Below are 20855 nucleotides of genomic sequence, written 5' to 3' on the forward strand. Positions count from 1 at the left end.
CTTAATATGAAAGAACTACATATAGGATTCTTGCAGCAGCACAACACGGCTGACGTTGTCAACAATATTGAACGTCTTACAGAGGGTATACTTGATTTAGCTCGCAGAGGGGCAGAACTCATTGTTCTGCAGGAACTTCACAATTCACTATATTTTTGTCAAGTAGAAACTGTGGATAACTTTGACTTAGCTGAATCAATACCAGGTCCATCAACCGACATATACGGGAAATTAGCGAAGGAATGTGGTGTAGTACTAGTCACTTCACTCTTTGAACGTAGAGCCCCTGGTCTCTATCACAATACTGCAGTAGTGTTTGAAAAAGACGGAACAATATCAGGAAAATACCGGAAGATGCATATACCCGATGACCCAGCCTACTACGAGAAGTTTTACTTTACCCCAGGCGACCTGGGATTTAAGCCAATCGACACATCAGTAGGCAGATTAGGAGTTCTTGTATGCTGGGATCAATGGTATCCAGAAGCAGCTCGTTTAATGGCTCTTGCTGGAGCAGAGATTCTAATCTACCCCACCGCTATAGGCTATGAAAGTAGTGACACGCCCGAAGAACAAGAGCGCCAACGTATGGCTTGGCAAACGGTAATGCGTGGACATGCAGTAGCAAATGGATTGCCTGTAGTAGCTGTGAACAGAGTGGGTCATGAGCCTGATCCCAGCGGACAGACCAATGGTATTCAATTTTGGGGCACCTCGTTTGTATGCGGACCTCAGGGAGAAATTCATTATGAGGCCTCAACAAATGAAGAGGAAAGCATTATAGTAGGAATTGATATGCATAGAGCTGAACAGGTTCGCCGTTGGTGGCCATTCCTGCGCGACCGACGCATAGAAAATTACAACGACATAACAAAGCGATATATAGACTCACACTAAGAGACAACAATGAGCAATTTAAGATTTCAGGTAGTTGAAGAGGCGTTCAAGAAACACGCTCTCGAAGTAGAAACCCCAAGTAAACGTCCTTCGGAGTATTTCGGTAAATATGTGTTCGACCGAAAGAAAATGTTCAAATATCTTTCAAAGGAAGTTTACGACAAACTGGTTGATGTGATTGACCATGGTGCAAGATTAGACCGTTCTATAGCCGACGAGGTGGCTGCAGGCATGCGACAATGGGCCATTGAAATGGGGGTTACCCACTACACGCACTGGTTCCAACCATTAACAGAAGGTACTGCGGAAAAGCACGATGCCTTTGTAGAACATGATGGAAAGGGAGGTATGATTGAGAAATTTAGTGGAAAGTTGCTTGTACAACAAGAACCTGACGCTAGTTCATTTCCAAATGGTGGTATTCGAAACACGTTCGAGGCTCGCGGATATTCAGCCTGGGATCCTACTTCACCTGTATTTATCATTGATGATACACTCTGTATTCCTACAATCTTTATTGCATATACAGGTGAAGCGCTCGATTATAAAGCTCCACTATTACGTGCTCTTCATGCTGTAGGAAAAGCTGCAACAGACGTTTGTTCGCTGTTCTACGACAATGTAACAAAGGTACAAGTAAACTTGGGATGGGAACAGGAATATTTCCTTGTTGATGAAGGACTCTACTCTGCCCGCCCCGACCTGATGCTGACCGGCAGAACTCTGATGGGACATGAAAGTGCAAAGAACCAGCAAATGGACGACCACTATTTTGGTACTATACCTGACCGTGTTCAGGCTTTCATGAAAGATTTGGAGATCCAGGCATTAGAACTGGCTATTCCTTGCAAGACACGCCACAATGAGGTTGCTCCCAATCAATTTGAATTGGCGCCAATCTTTGAAGAATGCAACTTGGCTGTTGACCACAATATGTTGCTGATGAGTCTAATGAAGAAAGTTGCTCGCAAGCACGGTTTCAGAGTACTACTACACGAAAAGCCATTTGATGGTATCAACGGCAGCGGCAAACACAACAATTGGAGCCTCTCAGCCGACAATGGAGTATTATTGCACGCTCCTGGGAAAACACCTGAAGAGAACTTGCGTTTTGTGACATTTATCGTGGAAACACTGATGGCAGTTTACAAGCACAACGGACTGCTGAAAGCTTCAATCATGAGTGCCACAAATGCTCATCGCCTTGGAGGCAACGAAGCTCCCCCAAGTATTATCTCATCATTTCTTGGAACTCAGCTCACTGAACTGCTTGACCATATCGAACAGAGCGAAAAGAAGGAGTTATTCAATCTGAAAGGCAAACAGGGAATGGTAATTGATATTCCACAGATTCCCGATCTTATTGTTGATAATACTGACCGTAACCGAACTTCACCATTTGCATTTACCGGAAACAGATTTGAATTCCGTGCACCTGGTTCAAGTGTTAATTGTGCATCAGCTATGATAGCACTGAACTCAGCAATGGCAGAATCTCTAAACTGTTTCAAAGAACGAGTTGATGCGCTGATAGCTAAAGGAGAAGATAAGATTGTTGCCATATTAGAAGTCCTAAAAGAAGACATCAAGATCTGCAAACCTGTACGTTTCGACGGAAATGGCTATAGCGAAGAATGGGTGAAAGAAGCCGAGAAGCGAGGATTGGATGTAGAGCGTTCTTGCCCAGTTGTATTCAAACATTATTTAGATGAAGATAGCATAAAGATGTTTGAAAGTACTAAAGTGATGAACCGCAAGGAACTTGAAGCTCGCAACGAGGTAAAATGGGAGATGTACGTAAAAACTGTTCAGATTGAGGCTCGAGTAATGGGAGATTTATCAATGAATCACATCATTCCTGTAGCTACCCACTATCAGAGTCAGTTGATTAAAAACGTACAAGGCATGAAAAGCGTGTTCAATACAGAAAAGGCTGAAAGGCTTTCGGCTCGCAACATGAAACTGATAGAAGAGATTGCAGAGCGTACAGAGCGTATTGAACAGTTAGTTGAAGAACTGACTGATGCACGCCGCGTTGCTAATCGCATCAGCGATATAGAGCAACGAGCCGTAGCTTACCATGATACTGTTTGTCCGCACATGGAAGCCATTCGCAATGAAGCAGATCATCTTGAAATGATTGTGGAAGATGGTCTATGGACGCTGCCAAAGTATCGTGAGCTATTGTTTATCAGATAATTAACTCTCACTATTAAATACAAAATTGGGCAAGCATCATTTGAGTGCTTGCCCAATTTCATATTAGAACAGAAGAGATTATGCATCACTTACATTGACATTCTAATACACGACGATCTTCAATAAATCCTTCAAGCAGATCGCCCACAGCTACAGGACCTACTCCAGAAGGAGTACCTGTAAACAACAGATCACCAGTCTTCAAGGTAAAATAACGTGATAAATAGCTAATAATCTCATCAACCTTAAAAAGCATATCACCCGAAAAACCTTGCTGTACGGTTTGACCATTTTTGTCCAAATGAAAATGAAGCGATTGAATATTGTCAGATAGTGGCAACCATTCACCTATTATTGCACTACCATCAAAACCTTTACATATTGTCCAAGGAAGTCCTTCTATACGAGCTTTAGCCTGCATCTCCCTAGCTGTAAAATCTAAGCCAATGGTAACTGCATCATAATAGCGATGAGCAAAACGTTCAGGAATTGCCTTACCCAACCGACATATTCTTACTACAATCTCTGCCTCATAATCAATACGTCCCATATCATCAGGTACAAAGAAAGGTTTACGATCTTTTAGTAAAGCAGAATCAGCTTTGGTAAATATGACAGGCTCTTGAGGAGTGTACTCTCTGCCATCCAATTCCTTTGTATGCATGAGATAGTTCATGCCCACAGCAAATATTTTCATTGCAAGAAACAATAATTTACGTCGTAAAAGAAAAAACTGGAAGAACCTTTTCGATTCTTCCAGTTCTCATATCATATTAGCTAAATAATTTACTCTGCAGCGAGAGTGAAGCGACGGAAATCGCAGATAGCCAACTCTTTGTCCTGCTGACTGAGCCACTGAGCAACAGTAGCCTTATCGCCATCACCAAACTGGAACTCCTGATCTACCAGACAGTTCTCTTTCAAGAACTTTTGAACACGACCCTTTGCAATGTTCTCAATCATGTTCATGTTCAGTGTTGCAGCTTTTTCAGCAGCAGCGCTCTCTTTCAGTTTGCGAGCCTCGTCAGCCTGTTCCTGAGTGAGCCAACCTTTAGCCATATTTGACTCGATGTGGTCTTCGCTATCAACAAGATTGGGGTTAATACCTGCTTTTTTCAGAACAACCTCTACATACTTCTCAACCTGCTCAAGCTTAGTCTTTTCAACAGCTGTCTTGTACTCTTCGTCAAGAATAGCTTGGTCAACATGAGCGGCATCAAGAGCTACAGGCTTCATAGCAGCAACCTGCATAGCTACCTTGTGACCGGCATCAGCATTGGTCTTGTTAGTCTGAACCATAGTGCAAAGAGTATGCTTACCCATATGGTCATAAGCCTCAATATTATCACCCTCAAGAATCTGGTAGCCATCGAGCTCCATCTTTTCACCAGTGATACCAGAACGCTGAGTAACAGCCTCCTGAGCCTTAACACCATTAATATCGAGTTCTTTCACCTCATCAAGAGTCTTGCACTTATTAGCTACAGCTGCATTAAGAATGCTCTGAGTCAGGGCAATGAAGTCTGCGCCATTAGCAACAAAGTCTGTCTCACACTTCAAAGCAAGAATAGCACCAAAACCGTTTTCAACTTTGGTCAAAACACAACCATTTGAGGTTTCACGGTCGCTACGCTTTGCTGCGATAGCCAAACCACGCTCACGGAGAAGCTCTTTAGCACGGTCGAAATCGCCCTCTGCTTCGGTAAGAGCCTTCTTTACGTCAGCCAAACCAGCACCGGTCATGGCGCGAAGCTTCTTAATATCATCAATTGAAATTGCCATAGTTTAATTCTTCAATTAATTAATCTTTCAAATACTAATTACTCTGCAACTGGAGTCTCTTCAGCGGTAGTTTCCTCGGCAGGAGCATCGGCAGCTTTGCGAGCACGACGAGCTGGACGCTTTTCTTCAGTTTCAGCCTCAGCCTGGGCTTCAGCAGCTTTCTCGTCAGCCTTCTCAGCCTTACGTTCTTCCAAGCCCTCAGCGATAGCAGCACAGCAAGCGTTCAAGATAACTTCAACGCTATCCTTAGCATCATCGTTGGCAGGAATTACGAAATCGATATTCTTGGGATCAGAATTTGTATCAACAATACCAAATACGGGGATACCAAGACGATTAGCTTCACGAACAGCAATATTCTCTTTTAGAACGTCGATAACGAAGAGAGCACTAGGGAGACGAGTCAAATCAGCGATAGAACCCAGGTTCTTCTCCAACTTAGCACGCTGACGAGTAACCTGAAGCAATTCGCGCTTTGAAAGGTTACCATATGTACCATCGTTCATCAATTTATCGATGTTTGCCATTTTCTTCACAGCCTTGCGGATTGTGGGGAAGTTGGTGAGCATACCACCAGGCCAACGCTCGATAACATAAGGCATATTTACACTTGTAGCTTTCTCAGCAATTACTTCCTTAGTCTGTTTTTTAGTACCTACGAAGAGGATTTTCTTACCCTGACGGGCGATGGCCTTCAATGCCTCTGCAGCGTCGTCAACCTTAACAACGGTCTTGTGGAGGTCAATGATGTGAATACCGTTACGCTCGGTATAAATGTAGGGAGCCATGGCGGGGTTCCACTTGCGCTTCAGGTGTCCAAAGTGACAACCAGCCTGAAGCAGCATATCAAAATTTGTTCTTGCCATTTTCTTTTTCTTTAATTAAATTGTTTACTTTCTTTTTAAATCTTTGTTAGATCAACTAAGTGGTAGTCTAGTTTGACTAGTTCGACTAGTTTTATCTAGTATAACTAGCCAGAATCCACAAAGTTTAGATACTAAACATGTCCAGTATATATTAACGCTTACTGAACTGGAAGCGACGACGTGCCTTTGGCTGACCTGGTTTCTTACGTTCTACCTCACGGCTATCGCGGGTAAGGAATCCTTGGGTCTTTAAAGCTTTCTTATCCTCAGCATTGAGTTTAACCAATGCACGAGCGATTGCCATACGCAGAGCCTGGCTCTGACCGGTAAAGCCACCGCCATCGAGGTTTACTTTGATGTCATACTTTTCAGCAACTTCAAGCAGGTTCAGTGGTTGTTTTACCACGTACTGCAGAATAGCTGAGGGGAAATACTCCGTAATATCTTTTTTATTGATCGTGATCTTACCAGTACCTTCAGTAAGATAAACGCGAGCTACTGAACTCTTACGACGACCTATTGCGTTAATTACTTCCATTTTCTTTTACTTATTTATACTGGTTAATATCGATAGCTTTTGGCTGTTGTGCCTCATGCTTGTGCTCTGTTCCCTCGTAAATATAGAGGTTATTCAACAGACTGCGACCGAGAGGTCCTTTGGGCAGCATACCTTTAACTGCATGGCGAAGCATCTTATCAACACCATTTGGCTTCTTACGGAGCTCAGCAGGAGTGTTAAAACGCTGTCCACCAGGATAGCCAGTATAACGAGTGTAGACCTTATCGGTCTCTTTCTTGCCGGTGAATACCACCTTGGCTGCATTAATAATAATAACGTTGTCACCGCAATCAACGTGAGGAGTGAAGCTAGGCTTGTACTTACCACGAATCAACTTAGCGACCTTTGAAGCGAGGCGTCCTACCACCTGATCGGTAGCATCGATTACGACCCACTCCTTTTTGGCTGTCTCACTATTAACTGAGACGGTCTTGTAACTTAATGTGTTCATTCTTAAAATTAATTTTACTAAAAAACAGTTTTTTAATTTTGCGGCACTGCCGCATTCACAATTGTTTGAATGACGATTCACAAACCACGTAGTCCGGCCAAAGACAAACGCTATTTACACGTCACCCGCGGGGATTCTAAGAACCTCCCCTAATAATCGGACTGCAAAGGTACAACTATTAATTGATATTCAAGAAAGCATATTCTTTTAGCATGTTAATATTTATACTTATTTAACAAAACACCCCCAATTCTCGTTTAAGAATTGGGGATATAATACATTATTAATATTATAATATCAATCTTATAATATAATCATTTATTTACCTGAAACTTGGTATCTCCATCCTTGAAGAAAGCATTAATTTGCTTAGCAGCAGCAATACCAGCATTAATGTTGGCCTCAGCAGTCTGAGCACCCATCTTCTTAGGAGTTGAGAAGTAACGACCCTCGAACTTCAGGAACTCGTCATTGGCATCGGGCATGATATCGGTAACGAATTTCAAGTCCTCACGCTCAGCCATCAGCTTGATGAGTTCAGGCTCGTTAATCACCTCCTTACGAGCAGTGTTAACCAGCACACCACCCTTTTTCATCTTACCAACTAGTTCAGCGTTAATACTCTGTTTGGTCTCAGGTGTAGCAGGAATATGGAGTGAAACCACATCGCAAGTTTCGAACAACTTCTCCGGACAGCAAACAGCATGTACGCCAGCAGCTTCGATTACGTCTGCAGGGCAGAATGCATCGTAAGCATAAACTTCCATACCGAAGCCCTTGGCAATACGAGCCACGTTTCGACCTACATTACCAAAAGCCAAGATACCGAGTTTCTTGCCAAGCAGTTCGCTACCGCTCTTACCGTTGTAGAAGCCACGAACGGCCATCACAAGCAAACCGAAAACCAATTCGGCTACAGCATTAGAATTTTGTCCTGGAGTATTCTCGGCTACTACGTTGTGAGCTGTAGCGGCAGCCAAATCGATATTGTCGTAACCTGCACCTGCACGAACTACAATCTTCAACTTCTTAGCTGCGTCAAGCACCTCAGCATCAACTTTATCCGAGCGGATAATAAGTGCGTCGGCGTCGGCTACTGCAGCCAAGAACTGAGCCTTTTCTGTATATTTCTCAAGCAGTACTAGCTCATTGCCGGCTGCCTCAATCTCTGCTTTGATTCCATTGACAGCTGCAGCTGCAAATGGCTTCTCTGTTGCAACAAGAATCTTCATAATTTCAATTCTTCATTTTTTCAATTCTTTGACTCTTCAATTCTTAGTGCTGAGCTTCAAATTCCTTCATGCAAGCTACGAGGGCATTAACACCTTCGATTGTCTGAGCATTGTAGCATGATGCACGGAAGCCACCAACATCACGATGACCTTTCACACCAACCATTCCCTTTGAAACGGCGAAATCAAGGAAGTCCTTTTCAAGTTCCTTATATTCAGGAGCCATAACAAAGCATATATTCATCAGTGAGCGATCAGCTTCCTGAGCAGTACCTACAAACATCTTGTTACGGTCAATTTCGCCATACACAATCTCAGCACGCTGATGGGCCAATTTATCCATAGCCTCTACACCACCCTGCGCCTTGATCCAACGCAGATTTTCAAGAGCGCAATAGATGGGCACTACAGGAGGAGTATTAAACATAGAACCCTTTGACACATGTGTACGATAGTCAAGCATAGTAGGAATCTCGCGTGGAGCTTTGCCAAGAGCATCATCCTTAACAATCACAATAGTTACACCAGCCATAGCCAGATTCTTCTGAGCACCAGCATAGATAGCATCATACTTAGCAACATCGATAGGACGGCTAAAGATATCAGATGACATATCAGCAATCAGACGCACAGGAACATCAAGATCCTTGCGGAGTTCAGTACCATAAATAGTATTATTAGTGGTAATATGCAAATAGTCGGCATCAGCAGGAACGGTCCAATCTTTTGGAATAAAAGTATAGTTGGCATCAGCTGAAGAAGCCACCTCTACTACCTCACCGAAAAGTTTAGCTTCCTTCATGGCTTTCTTTGCCCAAACGCCAGTGTTCAAGTAAGCAGCTTTATTAATGAGGAAGTTATAAGGAATCATACAGAACTCGAGTGATGCACCACCGCCAAGGAAAATAACTGAATAGCCCTCAGGAACCTGCAGCAGTTCCTTAACCAATGCTACAGCCTCATCAACAACGGGCTGGAAATCCTTTGCACGATGGCTGATCTCCATCAGAGAGAGACCCGAGCCATTGAAGTCTAAACACTGTTGAGCGGTCTTCTCAATAACTTCGCGAGGAAGCATCGAAGGACCGGCGTTGAAGTTATACTTCTTCATAATTCTTGAATGTTTATTGAGTTTAAAACGTTTTCTGTTATTGCGGTGCGAAATTACAATTTTTCCACGAAACGGGCAAATATTTTGGCACAAATTAATCTAACAACGCCATTTTGTAATCATTTTGCAAACTCTAGCTAACAATTAGCTATAAAAATGACATTTTAGCAATTAATTATAGCCAACACCTAATGTTCCTCATTTTATTGTAACCTGCGTGGCCCCATATCCGTATTCTTGAAAAGAAGCATCCTGATAGGTATAGTTTTTGAATCGATAGCGTAGATCGTTTATCAAAGCCTGCCTGAGTACCCCTTCTCCCTTACCATGAATAAAGACAATCTTAGTGCCTTTTTTCTTAGCATGTTCATTCAGAACTTTACGGAATGTATCGAGTTGATAGTTCAAGATATCAGCAGCATTCATTCCTGCAGTCGTTTCCAATAATTCATCTGCATGAAGATCGATCACTATAGGGTCTCCTTCTTTTCTTGCAGGGGTCACTAACGGACGAGAGAGTTTTTGGTTCCCAACCGACTTTTGAAACATCTGTTCTTTCAAAGTATCTACACTCACCACGAGAGGTTTCATAGGTCTATCATTTTCAATAAGAGTATAGATAAGTGCAGGTTGTTCAAAAAAATCATTCTGCTGAAACGTGTGCAGTTTGTAGAACTTTACAGCATCCAAACGGAACTGAACATCGATGGTAGGTTTTAGCAGAAAAGGTTTCTCACGTTTATAGGGCAAAATCTGAACAGTAATACGTTCCATATCGTTCAGCATCTCGCGTCCGAATTCCTCCAAATAGAGCTTAGTATTTGGTTCGACCTCAGATGTGGTACGAAGCTGCCAACTGTTTCCTACCGAAGAAAGATAGGTAAAACGCATATAATAATTGGAATCGTTCACAAAATAGGTTTCGAAGCGTGTCTGTGAGAGTTCTTTTACGTCCATTGGAACAAAAGCCAAATAAGCCGAGAGTCGTTCTCCTCCCTTTCGCTCTTCAGGCTGTGCCTTGAAAGTTACAGGACGGTCAGCAGGTTCTTCTTCCTTAGACGTATTCTGCTTGGATTGTTGTTTTACTTCCACTATATGCTGAGTTTCATAGTTTTCTTCACCAATAACAACAACCTCATTTGCTCGCATAGGTACCTGAAAGCCATCCTCGTCTTCAACAAGAACAATATCCTTTCCTTGGAAACCAGCCACTCGACCGCCTCCTATCTCACTTAAGAATCTTACTTTATCGCCAATTTTCATTATCTTATAATGTTTTTATGATAGCAACTGTCAACAAATAATATATAGACTCTACCTATTTATGGAATTAACAACGAACTGTCTCCATAGCTCAGGAATCGGAAATCATGTGCCAAAGCATAGTCATAAATTTTATGCCAATCGCCATGAACGAATGCACTAACCAGTAAAAGTAAAGTACTCTGAGGCTGATGGAAATTAGTGACCAGCATCTTAACGATTTTATAATCATAGCCTGGAGCAATAATAATCTGCGTACTGCTATGAAGTGTTGGTAAATGATTGCGATCAAGCCAGTCAAGCAAAGCCTTAATACTTTCTTGTGGAGAAGCTATAAAACTCTCCGAGTGTTTCAAAGAAACGCCTGAAGTGTTTGGCTGAAACTCTCCATAAGGTTCCCATTGACGAACATGAAGTTGATCTTCTTTGATATCAGGATTGTGAAGCACTTTACAACCCATATAATAGAGACTTTCCAAAGTTCGAACGCTGGTCGTTCCGACAGCAATTGCCTGACAATTATGCTGCAATAGTTTTTCAAGCGTTTGGCGGCGTACTGCAATATATTCAGTATGCATCTCGTGTCCCTCTATTTCTTCACTTTTGACGGGTTTGAAAGTACCGGCCCCAACATGCAACGTTAATTCTTCTCTATCAACGCCCTGTTCATCCAAACGAGCCAACACCTCTGGAGTAAAATGCAGGCCAGCAGTAGGTGCTGCAACACTACCTTTAATCTTTGAATAAACTGTTTGATAAGTTGTTTTGTCACTTTCTTGTGTCTCACGATTCAAATAGGGAGGAATAGGAAGTTCACCAATAGCATCAATTATCTCAGCAAATGACACTCTTTCATTATCCCAATCGAAATCGATACGATGGCTCGTTCCATGTACCTCTCCGCGAGATGCCTTGATGGTTACTGGTACATCTTTGACAGTAATAGTGCGTTGAAGAGGCTCACTTTTCCATTTTTTCAAATTACCCACCAAACAATACCAGGCACAATGACTATACGATTGGAACATTAGTTCATAGTCGTTTGGTTCTGCTGGTTCCAAGAGAAAAATCTCTATAAGAGCACCCAACTGACCATCTTTCGCACTTTCCTTACGGAAATGCATACGAGCCTGAATCACTTTAGTATTATTAAAAACCATTAAAGCACCTTTAGGCAAATATCCCGGAAGGTTACAGAACGTATCCTCACTCACTACACCTTTCTTATATATAAGGAGCTTCGAATGATCGCGCTGAGCCAAAGGGAACTTGGCTATGCGCTCATCAGGCAAAGGATAATTATAATCACTAATGCGTATATGTTTTGTATCCATTATCTACAAATATAATTATTTACACATAAAGAAAATAGCAGGCTCTCAGAATGGCATAAAATAGTGTGAATACAAGCACACATATTACCACATCAATATCGCTAACCATATAACCTGTTGAAGTGTACTGTTCAGAAACATAATGACGAGGAAAGGCCCAGCGTTTTCTTATTTTTTGATGGACATACCATACAAAAGTTCCAACGGTACCTCCCCATAGTAAACCTATCAGAATATCGCCAGGATAGTGAACACCTAGATACAAACGCGTCCAGCAGTTTATGAGCGACCATCCAATGAGAAACAAAGAGAATATCCGGTTTCTGATAAGCAAAGAAAAGAAAACTGCAATACTGAAGGTGTTGCTGGCATGAGCAGAGAAAAAACCGAAGTTTCCGCCCCTATATCCATTAACAACATCAACAAGAACACCTATCTCCGGATCGTGTGTAGGACGCCATCGGGCTACCAATGGTTTCACCAGCAAATCATCGACTGAGCCTGCCAATAACACGCAAAATGCTGCACATACAACAATCAACAGAATTTTCTGTACTGTGTCATTATTCTTTAACACGACATAGAAAAGAGCCAAATAAAGAGGAATCCAAGTTGCGGCAGTAGTAAGCGTCTTAACAAGTCCATCCAAGAACAACGAGTCGCTACCATTTAGCATCAGTAGCAACTGTTTGTCAAATTCAATTAATGAAGCCCAATCCATCGCGTAACAATAATATTATTAAATAATCTCAATCTGCTTAACCTCAATCCACCCCTGCTTACCGTCGGCTACACGTACCTCTTTCCAGTCACGCATTGTATCGTCGATAATCGTCACTTTTGTTCCTTCGTGAAGAATGAACAAATCAGTACCATTGTTGGCTGGCGTACTTTTAACATTAACAGCAGATTCCATAATGATAGCCCCCTTCTGAGAAGCCAGATTATGTTTTTGTTGCCAAGCCAAAAGATTGCCAACAAAAAACAGGAAAATGGCAAAAACGGCTCCAAAGAAGCCAATCTTTCGTAACCATAATGCATTAGCAAAAAGGTATAGGAGTGCTAAAACAACTGCCAAACCTAACATAATCAAGGCCATAACTCCCCATCCGTCAACACTCTCCATATTGACAAGCGAACGATACCAAGTCACAAAAAACATTTCCGACTCAGGAACAATCTTGTCAATAGTCTTCGAACGAGCCATTTGTAAGTTAAATCGAACATCCGAATCGCCAGGAGCAAGCTGTAAGGCTCGCTCATAGTTTAAAACAGCATGAGTCATATCGTCAAGACGATAATATGCATTACCGAGATTGTAATACAGTTCATAACTGATACCTTCAGACAGTAGTGAATTATATAGAGAAATAGCCTTTTTATAATTTCCCTCGACATAGGCACTATCGGCCTCCTCCTTTGTTACGGCCTGAGCCATTGTACTGATACCTAAGAATGAAAGTATGATAAAAAACCACTTTTTCATATTATTCGTTCCTCCTTACTTCTTAATTGTACCCTCAATCTTTTCAATAGCTCCCATAGCCGACTTATACACTTTCTGCATATTACCTTTTGGATCACCAGGTGCATAACGTTGGAACTCACACTCGTCAAGGGCTTCTATAAACAGTTTAACAGTGTCACTATCAACCTTACGTACAGAAAGACGTTCCTGAATATTCTCACGCGACAGTTCAGTTACAGGAATATTCAACTTATCGCCTACATACCCCCAAAGTGCACGAAGCACCTCATCAAAGAACTCGCCAGCTTTTTCATCCTTCATCAAACGTGCAGCCTTTTTCAATCTCTTCGTGGCTACCTTATTAGCTTTCCCTGCACGAGCACCCACAAGATCAGCATTCGCTAAGGCACGTTGACGGAAGATAATGAACAAAGATATGAATACTGCCAATAGAACAGCAATTGTTATCCAGTAGAATGTGCTTCCAAAGAAATAATCTCCAGCAGCATGCTGACGTACACTTCCTTGTTTGATATGGCGAATATCCTTTGCCAATAACTGTACATCTTCCTGACCAGTGAAGTCCTGAACGGTATTACCTCCGCCCTCACCTTTATCAACATGCAAATGGAACGATTCCGACTTAATTGTCTTGTATTGCTTAGAGGCAGTATCAAAATAGATAAATTCAACAGCAGGAATATCATAATCGCCTTGGTGCCGTGGCACAGCAAGGAAATCATAGACCATGCTTCCTTCTACACCATTAGTTGTCAGTTTGGTTTTGTCGGTTAGTTTAGCATCATAACAGTCAAAATCCTTAGGAAAACCAACAACCGGTTCCTTAATCAATTTCAAATTACCAACGCCACTCACTGTCACACGAAGATTGATTGGGTCATTGGCCTTCACTTCATTCTTATCTAAAGTAGCTGAAATACTAAATTTACCAACGCCTCCTGAAAAACCTACAGGGCGCTCTGGCAGGGGATCTACTTGAATATCTATACCTGGAGCATTAATTGCTTTCTTCACTTCTACATAACCTGAGCCACCATTAAAGAATGCCTCAAAAGGATCTACATTACGATTGCGTTGTACTACTATACCATTGAAAGTAATACTTGGTATTTGCAGTTTACCTGTTATCTGAGGAAACATCACATACTGACTCCATGTCACAGTCCTATAGGGTCTTCCATTCAGTTGTTCAACAGAGAAGCTCTTCTGCTGGGGTAAAGGAACCTCCTGCGTATGGAAACCTTTCAAGTCTGGCATTTTTCCTTCCAATTGAGTAAGGTCAACCAAAGTATAGACCTTATAGGTGAGTAAGACAGGTTCCTGCTCTACCACTCTTTTTTTATTGGCACTAACACGAATAAATAAGTCGTTAACACTTATAGCCGTTCCGGCATCTCTCATTTCATGATCCTGCTGACGCTGACGTCCATTTGAAGTGCCACCATTTTGAGCCTGACCACTAACAACAATCTTCACAGTATTCGATGAAACCTTAGCACCATTAATATTGATTGTTGCTGCAGGAATTGTAAACGTTCCGTTTTTAGTAGCACTCAAAATATATGTATAGGTAACCGAGGATGACTGCGAAGTTTTTCCATTTATCATCTGGAAACTTGAGGAAGTCGAAGTACTCGGGCCCATCAATGTCTCAAATGCATCTGGTATTTGTCCGATACGGAAACCATTCACATCATCCGTATCAGCTGTATATGTTAGTCTGAACTGCTGTCCTACGGCTACCTGCTGGGGAGCACGAGCTGTCAGTCTTTGAGCCAATAACTCATTGGTATAAAATGAACAGTACAATATTATTAATGCTACAAATACTGCCCACCTGTTTCCTATCATTATCTGTTTCATCATAACTCTCTTTGAAATCACTTACCAGTTCTTATCATTTTGACGGCGCTGACCTTGTTTTTGAGCCTCCTTCATTCTCTTCTGGGTCTGTTTTTCTTGCTGCATGGCCGCATTTAGCAACTGTTCCGCATTCTCTTTACTCATCTGAGGTTTCGGCTGTTCTTGCTTTTGCTGTTCTTGCTTTTGCTGCTGGTCCTGTTTCTGCTGATCTTGTTGTTGATTTTGTTGATTCTGATTATTCTTCTGTTGATCCTGTTTTTGCTTTTCATGCTGACACAACACAAGATTATATCGTGACTCATCATCGCTGGGATTCAAACGCAAAGCCTGCTTATAAGCCTCAATCGCCTCACCATACAATTGTTTTTGCTGGCATACTACCCCAGTATTATGATAAGCCTGAGACTTGCGGAGCGGATTAGTTTCCAACTGCCCCGCTTTCTGAAAATGTTCAACTGCAGCAGAATCTTTATGCTGGGCCATAAAGGCATTACCCAAATTAAAATGGGCCTGTGCATTCTTATCATTTTTTTCCAAAGCCTTACTATAGGCAACCTCAGCATGCTCAAAATCTCCCTTTTCAAACATCTTATTACCTTGACGAACATATTGACGATCTGTCTGAGCATACGATGGTGTTGAAATGGTAAAGAATGCTATACTCATTAGAAACAGTATCAATATACGTTGAACGCTCCCTACCCCATCTTGACGATTAACAAGACTGCGCTTACCAAAAAGTGATACTTTCTTAAGCATGGGATTCTTACTTTCAAGAATCATGACCTCAATAACTAAAAGTAAAAGGATTATAATTCCAATAGCCTGAAATTGTTCATCGAAATCACTATAAATAGTACTATCTGTTTCGCTTTTTTCCAACTTGTCAAGTTCTTCATTTAGTTGTCGCTGCGCATTAGAGTTATTTTCCACATGTATATAGGCGCCTCCACCAGCTTGAGCCACCTCCATACACATCTGCTCGTTAAGGGCCGACATAACAGTATTTCCGCTATTATCACGCATATAGTCACCTGTTTCAGGATAAGGTATAGGAGCACCTTTAGTCGATCCTACACCTAATACATACACACGCATTCCACGCTCACGAGCTGCCTGTGCTGCTTCTATAGCACCACCTTCATGATCTTCACCATCAGTAATAACGATAATGGCCTTACCAACATTTTCCTGTTGGGTAAAACTATGAACACCCATTTCTATAGCTGCAGCCAAATCTGTACCTTGATTCTGCATCATATCAGGATCAATACTATTCAGGAACATTTTGGCTGAAACATAATCACTTGTGATTGGCAATTGTACAAAGGCATCTCCAGCGAAAACAATCAATCCGATCTTATCGTTTGTAAAATTGTCAACCAGGTTTTCAACCATCATTTTGGCTCTATCCAATCGACTAGGCTCTACATCCTGAGCTCTCATGGAATTACTAATATCCATTGCGATAATAGTTTCAATACCATTTCGTTTCTCATGACTGATTCGAGTACCAAACTGAGGACGTGCCAACATAACAAAAAGTAATGCCAAAGCAGACTCTAATAGCCAGAACTTCACAACAGGACGAAAACGCGACACGTTTGGCATGAGTTGGCGCAACAGTTGTGGGTCACCAAACTTGCGAAGACGACTACGCTGCTTGCGATAAGTAAGAAAACGAACCAGTGCCATCAATACTACAAGCACTAATCCATAAAGATATATAGGATCTTCAAATCTGAACATTATGGTATTCTTCTAAAAACGGTTATACGGAGAAAAATTTCTAAAAGCAGAATAAGCATAGCTGCAAAAGCGAAAGGTTGATACGCCTCATAGCGACGACTGAACTGTTTCACATTGAGCTTAGTTTTCTCCAACTTATCTATTTCATGATAAATCTGATTCAACTCCTTGTTATTTTTAGCACGATAGAAATCGCCATCAGTAGCCGAAGCTATTCCTCGCAAGGTATTTTCGTCAATTTCTACAGGAACGTTTACGTATTGTATAGTTTCTCCATAGTTCATTGGATACCGGGCAGTACCTGTAGTACCTACACCTATCGTATAGACACGGATACCAAGACTTTTTGCAATTTCAGCTGCCGTCATAGGCGAGATATCACCACGATTGTTCGAACCATCGGTAAGCAGAATAACTACCTTACTTTTGGCTTTCGAATCTTTCAGTCGGCTCACGGCATTAGCCAATCCCATACCAATGGCCGTTCCATCCTCAATAAGGCTACGTGCCGCTATATCTGTTCGAACATTATGAAGTAATGACAACAACGAAGAGTGGTCAGTGGTCATAGGACATTGAGTGAAGGACTCACCGGCAAAAATTGTCAGACCAATATTATCATTCGGGCGCCCTGCTATAAACTCAGCAGCCACATTCTTTGCAGCCTCAATACGATTGGGCTTCAAATCTTCAGCCAGCATCGAAGTTGACACGTCCATCGCCATCATAATATCAATACCTTCAACTGTCTGATTCTTCCATGAGTTTTGTGTTTGTGGACGAGCAAGGGCTAATACCAAAGCAGTAAAAGCAGCAATACGCAATATCGGAAGAATTGGCATTAAAGTAACACGCCAACTACGTGGAGCATAACGGAAAGCAAATGTATCAGCCATGCGCATAGTGGGCTCACTCTTCTTGCGATACATGACATACCAAATAAGATAAGGTATAATCAAGAGAAGTGCAAACAGATATTCTTTATTCGCAAATTCCATAGGGCTAAGCTAATAACATATAGAGACTGTAAACAATATAAGCCAACAAACCTGTTCCTATAAGGGCAACGCCCAATATAGTTCTTTTCAGCACGTTGCGTTGTGTTCGAGAGCGTTGTTCTTCTTCTGTAAACGTAGGTTTCACCTCTTGAACAACAGGTTCGTTTTCCTGTTTCGTTTCATTAATAAACTCAATAGCACTCATCAAGTTAGCATCGTTCTCATTAATCAGCGTTGAATATTTGGCGAACTTCACCAAGTCAGCTGTTTGGAACAGATGACGCAACTCTTCAAGTGATTTTGCATCGGCCGACTTCATCAAGTGGTCGATAATCTGACTACTAGTCATCTCCATTGCAGAGAATCCATAACGTTCCTCAATATATTTTCGAAGAGCATCAGTCAATTTTGTATAATAAAGTTTTAGACTCTCCTGGTTATCATCTTCAGGACGAAGATCAGCACGTAAAGTCTCAATTTCCTGCATTGCACGCTGATGAGGTAACAAACGTTTTACAAAACGAATGGGCCGTATGATTGGTTTATTATCATGCAGTCTTAAATACAGATAATATCCAATGGTCAACAACACGAGCAGAAATACACTAAGCCAAAACGACAAAGACCACTCTTCCCAAAGGAATGGATTATTCTGAACATTTTTAGGACCATAGAATTTTTCCGGATGCAATGTATCGACCTCAACAGTAAGCACTTTCAAAGCAAGACTTTTACTCTTGCATGACTGGCCATCAATAATCACTTCAAGAGGAGGCAGATAGTAGAGTGTATCTTCAAAAGAAGTCAGAGTATAAACCACCGAACGCTCTACGAAACCATTCTCTTTCTCATGAACGCCTTCTTCTGTACTAGCTAAGACCTCCACCCCTGGTGTAAGATACTGACCTGCTTTGAACACAGGAAAAACTGCGGTTCCCCCTTCCTTCATAGTTGCAGTAAGGCGCACTTGAGTCTGTTCGCCAACCAATATTTCTATGGGGTTAATGGTTGCCTCAACACTGGCTTTCTGAGCCTGAATAACAAGGTGTCCCAAAAACTGAATGAACAAAAGAACGAATAGTCTGTATTTCATCAAATCTGTAATCTTTAAAAAAATCCCGAAGGAACTATCCACGTTGCTTGAAAAGTCCTAACAATGCCTTGACGAAATCCTCGTCGGTGGCAATGCTTACACTATCGACATTACTTTTAGTAAAAGTTTCCTTTAACTCGTTCTGTCGTTTCAGCCAATAACGACGGTAAGCCTCACGCAGTTTCTTACTACTGGTATCAATATACTGCTCGAAACCAGTCTCTGCGTCGACTACCTTCATAAGTCCTACATCTGGAAGATCGCGACCACGTTTATCATACACCTGAATAGCTACCAAATCGTGTTTACGATTGGCAATAGTCAACTGCTGGAGAAAATCCTTACGGTCATAGAAGTCACTCAACAAGAAAGCTGTACAGCGACGTTTTGAAACACTAGTAAGAAATTCAACAGCCTGTGCTATATTAGTATGACATGAATCAGCATGAAAGTCAAGCATTTCCCTAATAATGTAGAGGATATGCTTGCGACCTTTCTTAGGAGGAATATACTTTTCTATTTTATCAGAGAAGAAAATCACGCCAATCTTATCATTATTCTGAATGGCTGAAAAGGCAATAGTGGCGGCTATCTCAGTTACCATGTCACGTGCCATTTGATGCTGTGTGCCGAAATCTTGCGAACCACTGACATCGATAAGCAGCATCACAGTCAGTTCACGCTCTTCTTCAAACACTTTTATAAATGGCTTGTGAAAACGTGCAGTAACATTCCAATCAATATCACGCACATCATCACCATACTGATATTCACGCACTTCACTAAAAGCCATACCACGACCCTTGAAGGCTGAATGATACTGACCAGCAAAGATGTTCGAACTCAGACCACGAGTCTTGATTTCTATCTTTCTGACTTTCTTTATGATTTCCGATGTTTCCATCTTCAGTCAATTCTAAAAGCTCAATTATCAATTAACAACAATCGCTCTTAAATAAATCAAGGTACTTCTACCTTATTGATAATTTTAGAAACGATTTCTTCGCTGGTCACATTACTGGCCTCAGCTTCATAGGTAAGACCAATGCGATGACGCAAAACATCATGAGCTACTGCTCGCACATCCTCAGGAACTACATATCCACGTCGCTTAATGAAAGCATAAGCACGAGCAGCCTTTGCCAGATTGATACTTGCACGCGGTGAACCACCAAATGAAATCATATCTTTCAGTTCCTTTAAGCCATACTTTTCAGGATAGCGGGTAGCGAAGACAATGTCTGCAATATACTGCTCAATTTTCTCATCCAAATAAACTTCACGTACCACCTCGCGTGCCTTCAGTATTTCCTGTGCAGTAGTAACAGGAGTTACCTTAGGAATACCACCGCCAATATTCTCACGAATAATTTTCTTCTCTTCCTCAATAGTTGGATAACCGATAACGACTTTCAACATAAAACGGTCCACCTGCGCTTCAGGCAAAGGATAGGTACCTTCCTGTTCAATCGGGTTTTGAGTTGCCATCACGAGGAAAGGAGTTGGTAAATCAAAGGTTTCACTTCCAATGGTCACCTGTTTTTCCTGCATAGCTTCAAGCAATGCACTTTGAACCTTGGCTGGAGCACGGTTTATCTCATCTGCCAATACGAAATTTGCAAATACGGGACCTTGCTTCGTCAAAAAGCGTTCATCCTTCTGAGAATAAATCATTGTACCAGTTACATCCGCAGGAAGTAGGTCTGGAGTAAATTGAATACGACTATATTTAGCGTCAATCAGTTGTGACAATGTCTTAATGGCCAATGTCTTAGCCAATCCAGGAACACCTTCCAACAGTATATTTCCATCGCTCAACAGACCAATCAAAAGCGACTCAACAAGATGTTTCTGTCCTACGATAACGCGATCCATTCCAGCAGTTAAGTTTGTAACGAAAGCGCTCTGCTGTTCAATCCGAATATTCAATTCACGAATATCAATTGCTTCTGCCATAATACTTATATGT

Annotated in this window: 19 protein-coding genes; 2 read left to right on the forward strand and 17 right to left on the reverse strand. The window is 41.7% G+C overall.

The window, feature by feature from the left end:
- Nucleotides 1-6 precede the first annotated feature (6 nt).
- Nucleotides 7-897 carry a carbon-nitrogen hydrolase gene (locus tag L6475_RS08020; protein ID WP_237818852.1) on the forward strand — a complete coding sequence of 297 codons (891 nt, stop codon included), beginning with the start codon at nt 7-9 and terminating at the stop codon, nt 895-897.
- A 9-nt stretch (nt 898-906) separates the two neighbouring features.
- Entirely contained in the window at nt 907-3096 is a 2190-nt protein-coding gene (locus L6475_RS08025) for a glutamine synthetase III (RefSeq protein WP_237818854.1), read from the forward strand.
- An 85-nt stretch (nt 3097-3181) separates the two neighbouring features.
- On the opposite strand, the gene L6475_RS08030 is transcribed toward L6475_RS08025, so the two are convergent.
- The 17 genes from L6475_RS08030 to L6475_RS08105 form a co-directional block, all read right to left on the reverse strand.
- Complete coding sequence (locus L6475_RS08030) at nt 3182-3793, reverse strand: fumarylacetoacetate hydrolase family protein (protein WP_237818856.1); 612 nt, start codon at nt 3791-3793, stop codon at nt 3182-3184.
- A gap of 89 nt (nt 3794-3882) precedes the next feature.
- Complete coding sequence (tsf, locus tag L6475_RS08035; protein WP_237818858.1) at nt 3883-4878, reverse strand: translation elongation factor Ts; 996 nt, start codon at nt 4876-4878, stop codon at nt 3883-3885.
- A 38-nt stretch (nt 4879-4916) separates the two neighbouring features.
- Nucleotides 4917-5744, reverse strand: a complete 828-nt coding sequence (gene rpsB, locus L6475_RS08040; protein WP_237818860.1) for a 30S ribosomal protein S2 — start codon at nt 5742-5744, stop codon at nt 4917-4919.
- Nucleotides 5745-5895: 151 nt separating this feature from the next.
- Nucleotides 5896-6282: a 30S ribosomal protein S9 gene (gene rpsI, locus L6475_RS08045; protein WP_237818862.1), complete on the reverse strand. Its 387-nt coding sequence runs from the start codon at nt 6280-6282 to the stop codon at nt 5896-5898.
- A gap of 10 nt (nt 6283-6292) precedes the next feature.
- A complete protein-coding gene (rplM, locus tag L6475_RS08050) occupies nt 6293-6754 on the reverse strand; it encodes a 50S ribosomal protein L13 (RefSeq protein ID WP_237818863.1) in 462 nt (153 codons plus the stop codon).
- Nucleotides 6755-7068: 314 nt separating this feature from the next.
- Complete coding sequence (locus L6475_RS08055) at nt 7069-7986, reverse strand: NAD(P)-dependent oxidoreductase (RefSeq protein ID WP_237818865.1); 918 nt, start codon at nt 7984-7986, stop codon at nt 7069-7071.
- 43 nt (nt 7987-8029) lie between these two features.
- Nucleotides 8030-9097 carry a 3-phosphoserine/phosphohydroxythreonine transaminase gene (gene serC / locus L6475_RS08060; protein WP_237818867.1) on the reverse strand — a complete coding sequence of 356 codons (1068 nt, stop codon included), beginning with the start codon at nt 9095-9097 and terminating at the stop codon, nt 8030-8032.
- A 198-nt stretch (nt 9098-9295) separates the two neighbouring features.
- Nucleotides 9296-10360 carry a DUF2027 domain-containing protein gene (locus tag L6475_RS08065; RefSeq protein ID WP_237818869.1) on the reverse strand — a complete coding sequence of 355 codons (1065 nt, stop codon included), beginning with the start codon at nt 10358-10360 and terminating at the stop codon, nt 9296-9298.
- A gap of 59 nt (nt 10361-10419) precedes the next feature.
- Nucleotides 10420-11694 carry an S-adenosylmethionine:tRNA ribosyltransferase-isomerase gene (locus L6475_RS08070; protein WP_237818871.1) on the reverse strand — a complete coding sequence of 425 codons (1275 nt, stop codon included), beginning with the start codon at nt 11692-11694 and terminating at the stop codon, nt 10420-10422.
- Between the two features lie 19 nt (nt 11695-11713).
- The gene (locus L6475_RS08075) at nt 11714-12415 is read right to left on the reverse strand and encodes a phosphatase PAP2 family protein (protein ID WP_237818873.1); all 702 of its coding nucleotides are present in this window, start codon (nt 12413-12415) and stop codon (nt 11714-11716) included.
- A gap of 18 nt (nt 12416-12433) precedes the next feature.
- The gene (locus L6475_RS14580) at nt 12434-13180 is read right to left on the reverse strand and encodes a tetratricopeptide repeat protein (RefSeq protein WP_370641585.1); all 747 of its coding nucleotides are present in this window, start codon (nt 13178-13180) and stop codon (nt 12434-12436) included.
- A gap of 15 nt (nt 13181-13195) precedes the next feature.
- Nucleotides 13196-15049 carry a BatD family protein gene (locus L6475_RS08080; protein ID WP_370641586.1) on the reverse strand — a complete coding sequence of 618 codons (1854 nt, stop codon included), beginning with the start codon at nt 15047-15049 and terminating at the stop codon, nt 13196-13198.
- Nucleotides 15050-15067: 18 nt separating this feature from the next.
- Nucleotides 15068-16795 carry a VWA domain-containing protein gene (locus L6475_RS08085; protein ID WP_237818875.1) on the reverse strand — a complete coding sequence of 576 codons (1728 nt, stop codon included), beginning with the start codon at nt 16793-16795 and terminating at the stop codon, nt 15068-15070.
- The gene (locus L6475_RS08090; protein ID WP_237818877.1) at nt 16795-17793 is read right to left on the reverse strand and encodes a VWA domain-containing protein; all 999 of its coding nucleotides are present in this window, start codon (nt 17791-17793) and stop codon (nt 16795-16797) included. The genes L6475_RS08085 and L6475_RS08090 overlap by 1 nt, the downstream gene beginning before the upstream one ends.
- Nucleotides 17794-17797: 4 nt before the next feature.
- The gene (locus tag L6475_RS08095; protein WP_237818879.1) at nt 17798-18886 is read right to left on the reverse strand and encodes a BatD family protein; all 1089 of its coding nucleotides are present in this window, start codon (nt 18884-18886) and stop codon (nt 17798-17800) included.
- A 34-nt stretch (nt 18887-18920) separates the two neighbouring features.
- Complete coding sequence (locus L6475_RS08100; RefSeq protein WP_237818881.1) at nt 18921-19790, reverse strand: DUF58 domain-containing protein; 870 nt, start codon at nt 19788-19790, stop codon at nt 18921-18923.
- Between the two features lie 56 nt (nt 19791-19846).
- Nucleotides 19847-20842 carry a MoxR family ATPase gene (locus L6475_RS08105; protein ID WP_237818883.1) on the reverse strand — a complete coding sequence of 332 codons (996 nt, stop codon included), beginning with the start codon at nt 20840-20842 and terminating at the stop codon, nt 19847-19849.
- Nucleotides 20843-20855 lie beyond the last annotated feature (13 nt).

Origin of the sequence: Prevotella sp. E9-3 (genome assembly GCF_022024015.1) — a bacterium.
GTDB lineage: Bacteria > Bacteroidota > Bacteroidia > Bacteroidales > Bacteroidaceae > Prevotella.

What these genes read in the sequence shown, in the direction of transcription:
- L6475_RS08075 (WP_237818873.1), bottom strand. Translation starts at nt 12,415, where the DNA reads ATGGATTGGGCTTCATTAATTGAATTTGACAAACAGTTGCTACTGATG.
- L6475_RS08065 (WP_237818869.1), bottom strand. Translation starts at nt 10,360, where the DNA reads ATGAAAATTGGCGATAAAGTAAGATTCTTAAGTGAGATAGGAGGCGGT.
- rpsB (WP_237818860.1), bottom strand. Translation starts at nt 5,744, where the DNA reads ATGGCAAGAACAAATTTTGATATGCTGCTTCAGGCTGGTTGTCACTTT.
- L6475_RS08070 (WP_237818871.1), bottom strand. Translation starts at nt 11,694, where the DNA reads ATGGATACAAAACATATACGCATTAGTGATTATAATTATCCTTTGCCT.
- rplM (WP_237818863.1), bottom strand. Translation starts at nt 6,754, where the DNA reads ATGAACACATTAAGTTACAAGACCGTCTCAGTTAATAGTGAGACAGCC.
- L6475_RS08095 (WP_237818879.1), bottom strand. Translation starts at nt 18,886, where the DNA reads ATGAAATACAGACTATTCGTTCTTTTGTTCATTCAGTTTTTGGGACAC.
- tsf (WP_237818858.1), bottom strand. Translation starts at nt 4,878, where the DNA reads ATGGCAATTTCAATTGATGATATTAAGAAGCTTCGCGCCATGACCGGT.
- L6475_RS08030 (WP_237818856.1), bottom strand. Translation starts at nt 3,793, where the DNA reads ATGAAAATATTTGCTGTGGGCATGAACTATCTCATGCATACAAAGGAA.
- L6475_RS08085 (WP_237818875.1), bottom strand. Translation starts at nt 16,795, where the DNA reads ATGTTCAGATTTGAAGATCCTATATATCTTTATGGATTAGTGCTTGTA.
- serC (WP_237818867.1), bottom strand. Translation starts at nt 9,097, where the DNA reads ATGAAGAAGTATAACTTCAACGCCGGTCCTTCGATGCTTCCTCGCGAA.
- L6475_RS14580 (WP_370641585.1), bottom strand. Translation starts at nt 13,180, where the DNA reads ATGAAAAAGTGGTTTTTTATCATACTTTCATTCTTAGGTATCAGTACA.
- L6475_RS08080 (WP_370641586.1), bottom strand. Translation starts at nt 15,049, where the DNA reads ATGATGAAACAGATAATGATAGGAAACAGGTGGGCAGTATTTGTAGCA.
- L6475_RS08020 (WP_237818852.1), top strand. Translation starts at nt 7, where the DNA reads ATGAAAGAACTACATATAGGATTCTTGCAGCAGCACAACACGGCTGAC.
- L6475_RS08090 (WP_237818877.1), bottom strand. Translation starts at nt 17,793, where the DNA reads ATGGAATTTGCGAATAAAGAATATCTGTTTGCACTTCTCTTGATTATA.
- L6475_RS08055 (WP_237818865.1), bottom strand. Translation starts at nt 7,986, where the DNA reads ATGAAGATTCTTGTTGCAACAGAGAAGCCATTTGCAGCTGCAGCTGTC.
- L6475_RS08105 (WP_237818883.1), bottom strand. Translation starts at nt 20,842, where the DNA reads ATGGCAGAAGCAATTGATATTCGTGAATTGAATATTCGGATTGAACAG.
- L6475_RS08100 (WP_237818881.1), bottom strand. Translation starts at nt 19,790, where the DNA reads ATGGAAACATCGGAAATCATAAAGAAAGTCAGAAAGATAGAAATCAAG.
- L6475_RS08025 (WP_237818854.1), top strand. Translation starts at nt 907, where the DNA reads ATGAGCAATTTAAGATTTCAGGTAGTTGAAGAGGCGTTCAAGAAACAC.
- rpsI (WP_237818862.1), bottom strand. Translation starts at nt 6,282, where the DNA reads ATGGAAGTAATTAACGCAATAGGTCGTCGTAAGAGTTCAGTAGCTCGC.